General features: G+C 73.9%; 12 protein-coding genes. 4 read left to right on the top strand and 8 right to left on the bottom strand.

Features of this window, described 5'->3' with window-relative positions; genetic code table 11:
- Window positions 1-7: 7 nt before the first annotated feature.
- On the top strand, window positions 8-328 hold the full coding sequence (locus ACQEVU_RS23915) for a hypothetical protein (protein WP_433327108.1): 321 nt from the start codon (window positions 8-10) through the stop codon (window positions 326-328).
- Here ACQEVU_RS23915 and ACQEVU_RS23910 read toward each other — a convergent pair.
- On the bottom strand, window positions 304-1,221 hold the full coding sequence (locus ACQEVU_RS23910; RefSeq protein ID WP_433327106.1) for an LLM class F420-dependent oxidoreductase: 918 nt from the start codon (window positions 1,219-1,221) through the stop codon (window positions 304-306). The genes ACQEVU_RS23915 and ACQEVU_RS23910 overlap by 25 nt on opposite strands.
- 30 nt (window positions 1,222-1,251) lie before the next feature.
- Between ACQEVU_RS23910 and ACQEVU_RS23905 the strand changes: the two genes are divergently transcribed.
- Entirely contained in the window at window positions 1,252-1,899 is a 648-nt protein-coding gene (locus tag ACQEVU_RS23905; RefSeq protein WP_433327104.1) for an HAD family hydrolase, read from the top strand.
- A 183-nt stretch (window positions 1,900-2,082) separates the two neighbouring features.
- Here ACQEVU_RS23905 and ACQEVU_RS23900 read toward each other — a convergent pair whose 3' ends face one another.
- Together ACQEVU_RS23900 and ACQEVU_RS23895 are read right to left on the bottom strand one after the other, a co-directional pair.
- Entirely contained in the window at window positions 2,083-3,666 is a 1,584-nt protein-coding gene (locus tag ACQEVU_RS23900; RefSeq protein WP_433327102.1) for an IS1182 family transposase, read from the bottom strand.
- Window positions 3,667-3,731: 65 nt separating this feature from the next.
- A complete protein-coding gene (locus ACQEVU_RS23895; protein ID WP_433327100.1) occupies window positions 3,732-4,685 on the bottom strand; it encodes a hypothetical protein in 954 nt (317 codons plus the stop codon).
- Between the two features lie 89 nt (window positions 4,686-4,774).
- On the opposite strand from ACQEVU_RS23895, the gene ACQEVU_RS23890 reads away from it, so the two are divergent.
- The gene (locus tag ACQEVU_RS23890) at window positions 4,775-5,623 is read left to right on the top strand and encodes an alpha/beta hydrolase family protein (RefSeq protein ID WP_433327098.1); all 849 of its coding nucleotides are present in this window, start codon (window positions 4,775-4,777) and stop codon (window positions 5,621-5,623) included.
- Window positions 5,624-5,801: 178 nt separating this feature from the next.
- On the opposite strand, the gene ACQEVU_RS23885 is transcribed toward ACQEVU_RS23890, so the two are convergent.
- The 4 genes from ACQEVU_RS23885 to ACQEVU_RS23870 form a co-directional block, all read right to left on the bottom strand.
- Window positions 5,802-6,341 (bottom strand): GNAT family N-acetyltransferase, encoded by a 540-nt coding sequence (locus ACQEVU_RS23885; RefSeq protein WP_433327096.1) that lies wholly within the window; start codon window positions 6,339-6,341, stop codon window positions 5,802-5,804.
- A gap of 662 nt (window positions 6,342-7,003) precedes the next feature.
- Window positions 7,004-7,444: a universal stress protein gene (locus ACQEVU_RS23880; RefSeq protein ID WP_433327094.1), complete on the bottom strand. Its 441-nt coding sequence runs from the start codon at window positions 7,442-7,444 to the stop codon at window positions 7,004-7,006.
- A 365-nt stretch (window positions 7,445-7,809) separates the two neighbouring features.
- The gene (locus ACQEVU_RS23875) at window positions 7,810-9,039 is read right to left on the bottom strand and encodes an SLC13 family permease (RefSeq protein WP_433327092.1); all 1,230 of its coding nucleotides are present in this window, start codon (window positions 9,037-9,039) and stop codon (window positions 7,810-7,812) included.
- Window positions 9,040-9,059: 20 nt separating this feature from the next.
- On the bottom strand, window positions 9,060-9,851 hold the full coding sequence (locus ACQEVU_RS23870; RefSeq protein ID WP_433327090.1) for an endonuclease/exonuclease/phosphatase family protein: 792 nt from the start codon (window positions 9,849-9,851) through the stop codon (window positions 9,060-9,062).
- 121 nt (window positions 9,852-9,972) lie between these two features.
- Between ACQEVU_RS23870 and ACQEVU_RS23865 the strand changes: the two genes are divergently transcribed.
- Entirely contained in the window at window positions 9,973-12,231 is a 2,259-nt protein-coding gene (locus ACQEVU_RS23865; protein WP_433327088.1) for a HelD family protein, read from the top strand.
- Here the strand turns inward: ACQEVU_RS23865 and ACQEVU_RS23860 are convergent.
- The gene (locus tag ACQEVU_RS23860) at window positions 12,167-13,396 is read right to left on the bottom strand and encodes a sugar efflux transporter (RefSeq protein WP_433327087.1); all 1,230 of its coding nucleotides are present in this window, start codon (window positions 13,394-13,396) and stop codon (window positions 12,167-12,169) included. The two genes, ACQEVU_RS23865 and ACQEVU_RS23860, sit on opposite strands and share 65 nt — an antisense overlap.
- Between the last annotated feature and the right edge of the window lie 13 nt (window positions 13,397-13,409).

The raw sequence follows: 13,409 nt of genomic DNA, 5'->3' as shown, positions 1-13,409 counted from the left end.
GACCTCGTTGCATCCCATCGTCGGCACGTGGGACGTCCGCGTGAAGACCCCGATCGGCACCGTCGCCGCCGTGTACACCTTCGCCGCCGAGCCCGGCGGCGGCCTGTCCGGCACCGCGACCGCGGGCGCCGAGACCGTGCCGCTGACCGGCATCGCCGTCGCCGGCGCCACCGTCACGTGGCGGCAGGCGGTGACCCGCCCGATGCGGCTCAACCTCGACTTCGAGGTCGTCGCCGACGGCGATGCGCTGACCGGCCACTCGCGGGCGGGCCGCCTGCCGCGCTCGTCCGTCACCGGCGTCCGTCAGGCGCCCCGCACGGCGCTGTAGAAGCGGCCCGCGACGTCGACGTACTCGTCCATGTCCTCGACCACGTTCGCCACGGTGAGGAACACGTGGTCGACGCCGGCCTCGGCCAGCTGCGCGATGTCGTCCGCGATCTGCTCGATGCTGCCGGTGTACGGCCGCCGGTCCTCGCCCGGCCGCAGCGTGCTCAGCCCGACCTGGAACGTGCACCCGACCTCGGCGGGGTCCCGCCCGGCCGCGGCGGTCAGCTCCCGCAGCCGGCCCAGCGTCTCGCCCACCGCGGCCGGCGGCAGCCCGGTCGGCAGCCACCCGTCGCCCCGCCGCGCGATGCGCCGCAGCGCCACGTCGGTGTTCCCGCCGAGGTACAGGGGAATGCGCCGCGCCGGCTTCGGCCCGAACTCCGCCGGCCGGACCTCGTACCGTTCGTTGCCGAACGACACGGGGTCGGGCGCCCACATCGCCGCGGCCACGTCGAGGAACTCGTCCAGGGCCGCGCCGCGCTCCGCGAACGGCCGCGGCGCCACGGCCGCGAACTCGTCGATGCTCCACCCGCTGCCCAGCCCCGCCACGAGCCGGCCGCCGCTGACGGCGTCGATGCTGGCCAGGGTCCGCGCCAGCCGCGCCGGCACGTGCAGCGGCGCGACGAGCACGCAGGTGCCCAGTTCCACGCGCTCGGTGACCGCCGCGGCCATGGACAGGGCGACGAGGGGGTCGAGCACGCCGCCGTACCGCGGCGGCCACGGCACCCCCGGCATGCGGTACAGCCCGCGCTCGCCGCTCTGGTCGACCGGCAGCAGCAGCCGCTCGAAGACCCAGACGCTGTCGTACCCGATATCCTCGGCCGCCCGCGCGGCGCGCGTCACCGCGGTGGCGGGGTCGAAGTTCTTCAGCTGTGGCAGGCCGATTCCGACCTTCAACGACATGACGATATGGGTACCATGCGGCCCATGCCACGGCCAGTCGTGTTCGACCTCTACAACACGCTTGTCGACGGCGCCGACGACGAGCGTGACCGGGTTGTTGCCGATATGGCCGTACTCGTGGGCGTCGCCCCGGCCGAGCTCGTTTCGCTGTACCACAGCACCTGGCGCGAACGCCTGGTGCGCTGGAACGTCGAGGAGACACTGCGCATCCTCGCCGGCCGCCTCGGCGCGGTGCCGCCGGAGGCCGCGGTCGCGCGGGCGGCGCAGCTGCGGCGCGGCCTCGCCCGCCGCCTGCTCGACACCGTCTCCGGCGAAACCCTGTCGGTGCTGGACGCCCTGCGCGCCGCCGGCCACCGCCTCGCCCTGATCAGCAACGCCACCTCGGAAACGGCCGAGGCGTGGCCGTCCAGCCGCCTGGCCGCCCGCTTCGACGCCGCGGTGTTCTCGTGCGAGACCGGCCTGGCGAAGCCCGACCCGGCCATCTACCACGTCGCGGCCGCCCGCCTCGGCGTGCCCGCGACCGAGTGCGTGTTCGTCGGCGACGGCTCCGACGACGAGCTGACGGGCGCGGCCGCGGCCGGCATGAGCGTGCTGCGCACGACGCAGTTTCGCGACAGCGCTCCACAGTGGACCGGACCGGTCGTCGCGGCCCTGTCCGACCTCGACGCCTAGGAGACCGCTGAACAATCCGGTTTCTGGACCGGGGTCTGGTCAGAGGTGACGGGGAAGGTGTCTCAATAGGCCGTCTGGCGGCGTGTGAGTCACAGCGTGTGGCTGGACAGCGAGCTTGCCTTCCCCGTCAGGTTCAGCGTAGGGGCTGTTGGGCGGGGCGGGGAGTGTCTGGTCTCGGGGGGTTCAGGTCAGGGTCCAGCCGGTGGTCTGTCGGGTGAGGCCGAGGTTGAGCAGGCGGCGGAGGTTGAGGGCGGCGATGCGGGTGCGCAGCCACCAGGTGTTGGCGGTGGTGCCGTGGTAGCGCAGTTTGCGGCAGCGGCCTTTCGGGCCGATGAGCCAGGCGATGGAGCGTTCGACCATGGGCCGGTGGCGGCGGTAGGTGGTGCGCAGGTGGGGGTTGGTGGCCCAGTCGCGGCGGGCGGCGCGCAGCAGCGCGTCGTGTGGGTGCAGGGTGATCGACCGGCCGTCTTTGGCGGTGGTGCACTGCGCGCGTAGCGGGCAGCCGCGGCAGCCGGCACCGAATGTGGCGGTGCGGTTGACGCTCAGCCGCCGGGTGAGCCCGCCCGGGCAGGTGACGGTGCCGTTGGTCTCGTCGATGGTGAAGTCGTCGAGGGTGAACCCGCCGGGCACGGCCGGGCGCAGCGGGCCGGGTTTGATGATCGCGGTGTGCCCGGCCTCGCCGAGGGCGGCGCGGGCTTCGCCGGTGCCGTAGGCGGTGTCACCGAGCACCTCGAACGCTCGGGGGTTGTCGGTGGTGGCTGCGTCGATGTCCTGCTGGAGCAGGGCCAGCCCGACGACGGCCTCGTGGTTGGTCTCACCGGCGGCTTCGGTGAGGGTGGCGCCGGTGAACAGGCCGGTGTCCGGCTCGATGATGACGTGGCCTTTGAACCCGTCCTGGCGGTGGTGGACGGTTTTGTGCACGTGCCGGGCCTGCGGGTCGACGGTGGAGATCACCCGCTCCGGCGCGACCCGGCGGGCGATACGCCACCGCCCGTCGGTGCCGTCGGAGCCCTCGGCCGGTTCGACGTCCTGCCCGGCGACCAGGGCAAGCAGGGCCAGGGCCTGCCCGGCCGGCTCGGTCAGCTTCGCGCCGGCGAACGCGTCCACGACCGTGGTCGCGTCGCCCACCAGCGCTGAGACCAGGGCGTCGCGGGCGGTCTTGTCGTCCCAGGCGATACGGGGCTTACCCGGATCGTCCCAGTCATGAGCGTGACACTGCGCGGCGATGACCCCGGCGGCGCCGGGCACCTCCCGCCGCACCCGGCGCATCGCCGCGATCAACTGCGTAATCGTGTCCTGGGTGGCCACCGCATCGTCGAACACCACCGAATCCAGGGCCCGGCGGGTCTTGCCCGTGAGGACCCCGGTCGCCGCGACCACCGCCCGGACCGCCTCGAAAATCCGGTCCGGGCGGTCCGAGGCCCGCAGCCGCTGCCGCCACACCGTCAACGTCGTCGGATGAAACCCTGCATGGTCGATCGGCAGCCCGCACGCCACCTTCCACCGCAGATCACAGCGCACTGCCTGGACCGCCTCCGGGTCGGACAGATCCTGCAACATCTGCAACACCAGCACCGAGGCGATCACCGCACCCGGCAGCGACGGCCGGCCCCGCCCGGACGGGAACAAGTCCGCGAACATCCCGTCCGGGAACAGCACCTCACGCTGCTCGGCCAGCAACGCGTACACACTGCCCGCCGGGACCAGATGTCCCACCAGCGCCGCGGTGTCCAGCAACTCCCGCCCGGGACCAGAACGACCCTGCACCCACCAATTATCGACCAAACCCGATCAAATTGGGGTAACAGCATGCCGGATTATTCAGCGGTCTCCTAGCGGGCCACGGCGAAGTGGTCGTGCAGGTTGCGCATCGACAGCAGCGACGAGCGGACCTCCTGCAGCAGCTCGGTCGTGCTCAGCGGCCGCCCCCACGCCTGCATGGCGAGCTCGTCGAACCCGACCGTCTCGATGCCGCAGCCGTAGCGGTCGCCGAGCAGCCGGACGGCGTCGCAGTGCTGGTGCCGCACGTACGGGTCGTTCGTCACCAGCAGGACCCGGTCGGTCGGCGCCGGCGCGCCGATGTGCTCGGCCCACCCGATGAGCGTGTCGGCGGTGTTGGCCCGCAGCGGCGGGCGCGTCGACGCGGCGGCGAGCACGTGCACCTCGGCCGCGCCCGGCCCCGCCCACCGCCGGTGCCACCAGTCCTCGCCGCGGCGCAGCGCCACCGGCTCGGGGGTGAGCTCGAAGAAGCGGCGCAGGCTCTCGGCCATCATGTCGGCCTCGGTCTCGATCGGCCCGAGCCCCAGGCGCAGCCCCTCGCGGTGCTCGCGGTCGTCGCGCCACCGCAGGCTCCCGAGCCCGGCCAGGGTCCGCGCGCTGAGCCCGCCGGCAAAGAGCCGGGCGGTGTAGTCGCTGCGCCCCAGGGAGACCCGGATCCCGCCGCCCAGGACGACGACGTGGTCATAGGTGTCGTACCGCGGGTGCGCCCGCCCGCCGAGCCCCAGCGCCCGGATCCGCTCGCGCACCCACGGGTCGAGCTCCGGCCCGAAGTCGATCCGCTCGGTGTCGAACCGTTCCTTCACGCCGGCCCGGAAGTCCCACACCTTCGAGAACTCGGCCAGCCGCTCCAGCACGGTCTCCATCGGCCCGTCCGGCACCTCGCCGCCGAAGTGCCCGACCAGGTCGACCATCGCCGGGGACGTCACCCAGCCCTCGATCGAGGCGGCGATCGCGGCCGCGTCGGGCCCGCCCGGATCGCACGGCGGCAGCGCGAACGGCTCACTCACCCGGGCAGCCTACACTGGCGATTTCACGGATCCGCCGGCCCCCGCCGCCTGCACATACTGACGCCCATCTCTATGCATGGGAGGCAGTTGTGCAGCGACTTGCCCGGATCGGCCTGCGGGCCGCACTGATCCTCGCGCTCATGGGCGGCGGCGTGGCCGTCGCCACCACCCCCGCGATCGCCGACGAGATCGGCCAGGCCCCGACCGCGTCGAACATCACCGGCGACGGCAGCTTCGCGGTCACGTCGGCCGGCATCGCAAGCACGGTCACCGGCTTCGGCGGCGGCCGCGTGTACTACCCGACGGCCACGGGCCGCTACCCGGTCGTCGCCGTCTCCCCCGGCTTCACCGCCACCTGGTCGAGCCTGGCCTGGATCGGCCCGCGCCTGGCATCGTGGGGCTTCGTGGTCGTCGGCATCGAGACCAACTCGGTCTACGACCAGCCGGCGAGCCGCGGCAACCAGCTCCTGGCCGCACTGAACTGGGCCGTCAACACCGCCCCGACCGCCGTGCGCTCCCGCGCCGACGGCAGCCGCCGCGGCGTGGCCGGCCACTCGATGGGCGGCGGCGGCACGCTGGAGGCCCTGGCCGCGGACACCACCGGCCTGGTGAAGGCCGGCGTGCCCCTGGCACCGTGGGACTCGGACAAGACGTGGAACAACGTGAGCGAGCCGGTCCTGATCGTCGGCGGCCAGTCCGACACCGTCGCCCCCGTGGCGAGCCACTCGATCCCGTTCTACAACACCCTGGCGGGCCCGAAGACGTACGTCGAGCTGACCGGCCAGAGCCACTTCTTCCCGCAGACCACCAACGCGACCGCCTCGCGCGCGATGGTCTCGTGGTTCAAGCGGTGGCTGAACCAGGACGCCCGCTTCACGCCGTACACCTGCGGCTTCACCGGCACCGCGGTCTCGGACTTCCGCAGCAACGCCTGCTGAGGCGGCCTGGTTCGAGGGCGGCGCTCCTGGGAGCGTCGCCCTGTTGCTACGCTGGGTAGCGCGCTCGAAGGTCAATTAGGTGGCGTGTTGTAGCGTGGAGGAGCAGGAACCGGATAGCGCGCGACCCGCCTACTCCCTCTGCATTTCCAGTATTTCTAGGCCATGCCGGTCTTCTTTTCTAGGCCATGTCGGTTGCCAGCAGCGACCAGATCTCGGTGTCGTGCCGGACGCCCGCGTACGGGTACGACTCCCGCATCACACCATCAAGCCGCATCCCAAGCCGCCGCGCAACGCTGGCACTGGCCACGTTGTCGGGCCGGCAGTGCCACTCGACCCGGTGCAGCCCACGCGTGCGCAGCGCCCAGTCGATGAGCACCCTCGCCGCCCCGGTGATCAGCCCGCGCCCCTGCCCGGCCGGCTCCAGCCAGCACCCGAGCTCACACACCCCGGAGGCCGCATCGAAGGAGACGAACATCGTGCCGCCCACGAGCGTGCCGTCGAGCCAGATCCCGTACAGCCGTCCGGCGTCACGGGCGGCGAGGTCGGCGTAGCGCTGCAGGGTCGCCCGCGCCGACGCCAGGTCCGTGCTGATCGACGCCCACGGAATCCACGGGTCGACGGTGGCCCGGGCCCGGTCCATGTGCGCGAGAAACTCTTCGGCCTGCCACGGCTCGAGCGGCCGCAGCTGCGCGCCGTCGCTGAGCGGAACGCTGAACATGATCCTCACCGTACCGGCCCGGTTCCCCGCCCCTGGGCTCACCTTCGGTCGGGCGCGCCCGGCCGCGCGGACGTCGCCGCCTGGCGCCAGCGATTGCCGGCGCGGGCGCACCGCCGACGCCCCGTGCCGGCACCCCACGCTCGCGCCGCGCGATCGCGGCCGGCGCATTGCTTTGAAGGCACGCGTTCGCCGGCTTCGGCCTGGAGTGCGCCGCCAGCCGCCGCGAGGCGCGGTTGCCACACGCGGGTGGTGCAGGTGCCGCCCGCGTGCCAGGTGCCGGCCGCGTGCGGTCGTGCCGGTCGGCCGCGTGAAGGCGAACCGCCGGCCGCATGTCGTGCGACGCGGGACGAGTGCTGTTGACGGCCTCGCCGAGTGCTCCCGCGGCGGGTTCGGTCGCCCGCCGCCCGTTCCGTCGCCGCCGCCCGCCGCCCGCCGCCCGTTCCGTCGCCCGTTCCGCCGCCGCCCGTTCCGCCGCCGCCGCCCGCCGCGCGTTCCGTCGGCCGCCGCGTGCGGTCGCGTGGCGGGTGGAGGCGGTTCCTCGTGCCGCGCGTCGCGGGGCGCGCACGCTGCGCTGGCGATCGCGCCGCCTGCCGCGGACCGCGTCGGTGGACGTTGCAGAGCCGCGCGGACGTCGGCGTTGCGGCTGCGTGCTCTTGGTGGCCCTACGGCCACACGAGCAGGACCTGACAGGGGGCGTGGTCGACGACGAAGCGGGTTTGGCGGCCCAGGCTGCGGGGGCCGGGATGGTGGCGTTCGCCGTCGCGGGCCACGATCAGGACGTCCGCGCGCAGGTCGAGGCAGGCGGCGACGACCTCGCGCTCCGACGGGCCGCGGCGGACGGCGGAGGTGGCGGGGCGGGGCAGGCGCGCGGCGGCTGCGGCCAGGAGGTCCTGCTCCGCGGTGGCGGCCATGGCGTCGATTGCCGGGCCGTGGTCGCGGTGGCCGCGGCCGAGCAGGCCCGTCCAGGCGCCGCCGACCTCGGCGATCAGGGCCGGGTCGACGACGTGCAGCAGCGTGATCTCGGCGTCGGGTGGGGCGAAACGGGCGGCGGCGTCGGCGGCGGCTGCCCATGTGCCCTCGGCGATCCAGACGAGCACGTTCATGGGCCAGAGCCTCGCAGATCACCCAAATCGCCGCTACCGGAGCGGCCCCGCAAGCATCCGCCAATTATCGCGGCGCAATTCGGATATTTCATGATTTGCCGCTCAAATCTTGGCGAAACGTCGGCTCATACGCACCTGGGCCACGCGGGCGGCGAAGGCCGGGCGGACGGCAGACGAGGCGGACGGAGGCGAGTGTCGCGAAGACCCGAGCAATCGAAGACCGCACTGCCGCCGTGGCCGGCCAAAAGTCACCGCAGCGCAACGAACGCCACCGCGCAGCCGCAGCACGCCCGGGCGGCTAAGAGGGCGGCCGACAGCGCGGGCCCGAAGCGGCGAGTCAACGCAGCCGGACGAACGCGCGGCCGCTACACGCCCGACAGGCGGAGGCCGGCCCACAGAGCGGCCACCGCCGCCACCAAAGCCGCCGGCACAGTCAACGCACCAAGACGAAGAAACTGGCGAGCCGACGGGGCCGCGTCGCGGGCGTGCAGGATCTGGCGCCACAGCAGCGTGGCCAACGAGCCCACGTACGTCAGGTTCGGGCCCACGTCGACCCCGATGAGCACGGCCAGCAGCAGACCCGGCGAATGCTGAACCGCGGGCAGCAGTACCAGCGTCGCCGGAAGGTTGTTGAGCACGTTCGCCAGCAGGGCGGCCAGAGCGGCGACCGCCAGCAGGCCCAGGAACGTCGGCGCGGCGGGCACCAGCGCGTCCACCAGGCGGCCCAGGCCGTGCTCGCGAACCGCCAGCACCACAATGCCGAGGCCCAGCACGAAGGCGCAGAATGCCGGGTTTGCGGCCTTGACCAGCGAAAGGAATGTAAGGCGGCGAACCAGCGGGACCGCTAGGGCGACGGCGCCGGCCACCGCGGCGAACGCGGGGTGCACGCCGAGCGGCTGGCCGAGGGCGAAACCGGCCAGCGTGGCGGCGAGGACAATGAGCGCGTAGCGGGGGGCCGGCGTCGCAGAGGACGGGGCAGGGTCCACGCCGGCGCCCAGGTCCGCGGCGAAGAAGCGGCGCAGCACCAGGTACTCGACCCCGATCACCACCAGCCAGGGCGCCGCCATGAGGCCGGCGAACGCGGCGAAGCCCAGGCCCGAAGCCGCGAACGCCAGCAGGTTCGTCAGGTTCGACACCGGCAACAGCAGGGATGCCGAATTGGCGAGGTGCGTGCACGCGTACACGTGCGGCGTCGGGCGGGCCCGGATGCGCAGCGCGGCGGCGAAGACGACCGGGGTGAGCAGCACCACCGTCGCGTCGAGGCTGAGCACGGCGGTGACCAGTGAGGCGGCCGCGAACACGGCGGCGAGCAGGCGGCGCGGGCGGCCGCGGCTGCGGCGGGCGGCCACGTCGCCGATGTACGCGAACACGCCGTGCACCTCGGCGAGGTACGACAGCAGCAGCACGGCGGCCAGGAACCCCACGGTCGGGCCGAGCGCCCGCGCCTCCCCCACGGCGTCGCGCCACGGCACCAGGCCGGCACCGACGGCGACCCCGGCAGCGGGCACCGCCGCGACGGCCTCGGGCAGGCCGAACGGGCGGGCCACGGCGAACCCGAGGACCACGACGAGCAGGAGCACCGCAACGAGGAGCACCGCGGCAGCCTACGGCCCGGTCAGTCGGCCCGCACCATGGCCAGCGTCACGAGCAGGCCGGGGTGGTCGGTGACGGGGCTGAGGTCGAGCGCGTCGCTGGTGGTGACGAGAAAATCACCCGTGGCGAACACGTGCTGCACGGCGCCGTCGTTGCGGTCGGCGTAGCCGGACGGGCGGCAGCCGGCGACCGAGGGCAGGTTGAGGTCGCCGGCCAGGACGGTGGGCTCGTAGCCGGACCGGGCGCGCAGGCCGGCGACGGCGGTGCCGAAGAGGTACACGCACTGGGCCAGGGCGACCGAGGGCTTCGTGTTGGCCAGGTGGGTGGTGCAGGCCAGGTAGGCGCCGGGCGCGTGCACGCACACCCAGGCGCGCTCCTCCGGGTCGGTCACGTCCTGGGCCGGGTACAGCCCGCCGTCGACCGAGTACCGCGGCGAACGGAGGTGGGCGAGCAGGCCGATGCCGTACACGCGGCCGTTGCGGCACAGGAACGGGCGGCCGCTGCGCCGGTCGTACGCCGGCCGGAACGCCCGCACCACGGTGTCGCCCGGGTACAGCTCGTGCAGCACGGCGCCGAGGGTGGACACGTCGTCGTCGCAGATCTCGTTGAGGGTGACCACGTCGGGGCGGCGGTCGCGCATGAGGGTCGCCGCGGCGGGCACGGCGCGCCCGGAGAAGCAGCCGGCGTAGCCGCTGTCGCAGAGGTTGAGCTGCAGCACGCGCAGGGGCGGGAGCGCCGGCCGGCCCGGCGCCGGCGAGCTGACCAGGAGCACCATGGCGAGGCACGCCGCGAAGGTCGCCGACCGCCGGAACATCCCGCCACTGTAATCATACGTCCCGCAGCGACCGCGCAAATCGGCCCGAATCACGATTTTCGACCCGGGCGGCGGCCCTACCGTAGGCAGGTCCCCTTGTCTGCCCACACCGAGGAGCACCGTGCCCGACGCCAGGACGCAGGAGATCGCCGCCGAGCAGAAGATCGTCGACCGGGTGTACGAGCGGCTCGAGGACATGCGGGCCGAGGCCTCGGCGCTGGCCGACGAGGGGCACCGGCGCGCGAGTGGCAGCACGGTCACCGGGCTGGTCGAGCGCGACGCGATGGTGCTGAAGGCGGCGGCGCGGCTGCAGACGCTCGACGCCGAGGCCGAGGGGATCGTGTTCGGCCGGCTCGACTTCGATGACGACGAGACGTACCACATCGGCCGCCTCGGCGTCCGGGACGGCATCGAACCGCTCCTGGTCGACTGGCGGGCCCCGGCCGCCGCCCCGTTCTACCGCGCGACGGCCGGCGAGCCGCTCGGCGTGATCCGCCGCCGGGTCATCATCTGCCGCGGGCCCGAGGTGATCGACCTCGACGACGACGTGCTGACCCCGGAGCGGGCCGGCGACCTGCGCGTGCTCGGCGAGGGGGCGCTGCTGGCGGCGCTGCGCCGCTCCCGCGGCCCGCACATGCGCGACATCGTGACCACCATCCAGCAGGAGCAGGACCGGGCGATCCGGGCGCCGGCCCGCGGGGTCACGCTCATCACGGGCGGGCCGGGGACCGGCAAGACGCAGGTCGCGCTGCACCGGGCGGCCTACCTGCTGTACACCGACCGCGGCCGCTTCACCGACGGCCGCATCCTCGTCGTGGGCCCGTCGACGACGTTCACCGCATACATCGGCCGGGTCCTGCCCTCGCTCGGCGAGGACAGCGTCCACCTGCGGGCCGTCGGTGAGCTGTTCGACGGCGTGACCGCGGTCCGCCGCGACCCCGCCGCCGTCGCCGCGGTCAAGGGCGGCGAGCGCATGCTCGGGGTCCTGACGGAGCTCATGTGGCAGGCACCGCCGTCCGCGCCGCAGCGGCTCCGGGTGGTGTACGCCGGGCAGGTCCTCACCCTCGCCGCCGACGACCTCGCCGAGGCCCGCCGGCGGGCGCGCGAGCGCTGCGAGGCCGACGGCCGCCGCCCCAACGCGGGCCGCAAGGACGCCGCCGCGGCGCTGCTGGACGCGCTGTGGGCGCGGGCCGACGGCCGGCACCTGCAGCGCGGGTTGTTCGACGAGGAGGTCGCCGACCGCGGCGAGTTCGTCCGGTTCCTGCACGCGTGGTGGCCGGCGCTCACCCCGCAGACGGTCCTGCCGTGGCTCGCCGACCCCGCGCGGGCCGCCGGGCTGGACGCCGCCGAGGCCGAGGCGCTCGCCGCCACGTACCGCGACCGCGCCGACTGGTCGATCGACGACGTGCCGCTGCTGGACGAGCTCACCGGCATGCTCGGCGCGCCGCCGAAGCGGCCGCGGGCCCCCGAGCCGGAGTGGAAGCTGCGCGAGCTCGGCGCCGAGGCCAGGCCGCCGTCGACGTTCGTGCTCGCCTGCGGGCTGCGTGAGGGCTGGGAGCTGTACGCGCCGGGCCTCCTGACGCCGATGGCCCTCGCGGGGCAGGGCATCGACAACGACCAGGTCGGCGCCGCCCAGCGCTGGGCCGAGGCCGTCATCCTCCGCGAAGGCCACCGCGTCGTCGGCTGGACCGACGGCTTCGACCCGCACGGCGACGAGGGCTACGTGCCGCTGCTCGCCGAACCGCTGCCGGAGGAGGAGGTCGACGACACGCCGGTCCCGGAGCCGTACCTGCACGTCATCCTCGACGAGGCCCAGGACCTCTCGCCGATGGAGTGCCGCATGATCGCCCGGCGGGCCGAGTTCGCGTCGATGACCGTCGTCGGCGACCTCGGCCAGGCCACGCACCCGCTCGCCGTGCCGGACTGGTCCGCGCTGGTCGAGCGCCTCGGCAAGCGCGAGGTCCGAGCCCTGGACCTGCCGACCGGTTATCGCGTACCGCAGGAGATCGCCGACTTCGCCGCCCGGGCCCTCGCCCCGGGCATCACGCCGACGCGCTCCTACCGGCCCGGCGGCACCCTGTCGGTGCGTCAGGTCGACGACCTGCCGTCCGCGGTACAGCAGGCGCTCGCCGACGCCCCGCAGGGCGCGACGGTCGCCGTCATCTGCGCCGACGCGTTCGTGCCGGCGCTGCCCGGCGTGCCGGTGATGCCGGCGAGCCTGGTCAAGGGCCTCGAGTACGACCACGTGATCGTCGTCGAGCCGGCCGACATCGTCGATGCCGAGCCGCGCGGGCTGAGCCGCCTGTACGTGGTGCTCACGCGGGCGGTGGCGGGCCTGGTGGTACTGCACCGGCGCGAACTGCCGGCCGAACTGCGATGAGCAGCACCAGCCCGGCGGCGCAGAGCGCGGTCCCCATGGCGTACGCCGAGCGGTACCCGATCTGCGCCGCCACCCCGAACAGCGGCCCGGCGAGCACCGCCCCGATCGGGAACGTGTTGGTGAACAGGGTCGTGGCCCGGCCCGGCTCGCCGGGGATCATGTCCTGCATGTAGGTGATGCCGACGCCCGACACGGCGGAGATGAAGAAGGCGTTCACGACCTGCGCCGCGGCCAGCACCCAGATCCCGGGGGTGACCAGCGCGATCGCGTAGTAGGCGACGCCGCAGGCGCCGCCGACGAGGATGAGCGTGCGCACCCGGAACCGGGTCGTCAGCGCCCCGAGCCCGAGCATCAGCGGGATCTCCAGCGCCGCGCACAGCCCGAGGATGAGCCCGGCGTTCGACGCGCTGCGGTGCAGGTCCTCGCCGATGAACAGCGGCAGGGCCTGCACCCCGAGCGTCAGCGGCACCTGCAGCAGCACGAACGCGCCCGCGGTGAGCAGCAGTGTCCGGCGCCCCGCGGCCGGCGCCGGCGCGACCGGCCCGCCGTCCGGGGTCGGCTGTGTCCGGACGTCCTCCAGCCGCAGGAACGCGACCAGGGCGGCCAGCGCGTACATCCCGGCCGCCAGCCCGTACACCAGCCGGAACCCGCCGAGGTCGAGCATGAGCGCCCCGATCGGCGGCCCGGCCACCCACGCGAGGGAGAACACGGTGCGCATCGCGCTGATGCCGACGGCCGCGTGGGCCGGGCTGTCGCGCTCGAGGATCTGCCGCGCGTACGCGAAGGTCTGCGGGAACAGCGCCCCGGCGGCCGCGGTGGCGGTGACGGTCAGCGCGAGCAGCACCCAGTAGTCGCGGACGAAGGCGGTGAGCCCGGTCCCGACGACCCCGGCGACGGCCGCCCCGACGAGAATCCACCGCCGGATCGGCCACCGGTCCGACACCCGCCCGACGAGCGTGGTGGCCACGACCCCGGCGAGCGGCGCCGCGGCCAGGAACACGGTCACCCGGACGGGACCGGCGTTGACCGCCGTGCTCAGGAACAGCGACAGGAACGGGAACACCAGCGCCGTGGACAGCCCGACGGCCAGAAACATGAGCCCAAGCGGCACCAGGGCCCACCCGACGGCCCGCCCTTGCACCTTGGCGTCCGCGGTCAGCGTCATGCCGCAACTGTAC

Source organism: Dactylosporangium sp. CA-139066, from assembly GCF_050936175.1.
Classification (GTDB): Bacteria; Actinomycetota; Actinomycetes; order Mycobacteriales; family Micromonosporaceae; genus Dactylosporangium.
Note: the sequence above shows the minus strand (reverse complement) of the source record. Positions and strands in the feature narration are given on the sequence as shown.

Bases quoted from the DNA above. Each gene is read 5' to 3' on its own strand.
- ACQEVU_RS23905 (WP_433327104.1), top strand. From the start codon at position 1,252: ATGCCACGGCCAGTCGTGTTCGACCTCTACAACACGCTTGTCGACGGC.
- ACQEVU_RS23885 (WP_433327096.1), bottom strand. From the start codon at position 6,341: ATGTTCAGCGTTCCGCTCAGCGACGGCGCGCAGCTGCGGCCGCTCGAG.
- ACQEVU_RS23880 (WP_433327094.1), bottom strand. From the start codon at position 7,444: ATGAACGTGCTCGTCTGGATCGCCGAGGGCACATGGGCAGCCGCCGCC.
- ACQEVU_RS23870 (WP_433327090.1), bottom strand. From the start codon at position 9,851: ATGTTCCGGCGGTCGGCGACCTTCGCGGCGTGCCTCGCCATGGTGCTC.
- ACQEVU_RS23860 (WP_433327087.1), bottom strand. From the start codon at position 13,396: ATGACGCTGACCGCGGACGCCAAGGTGCAAGGGCGGGCCGTCGGGTGG.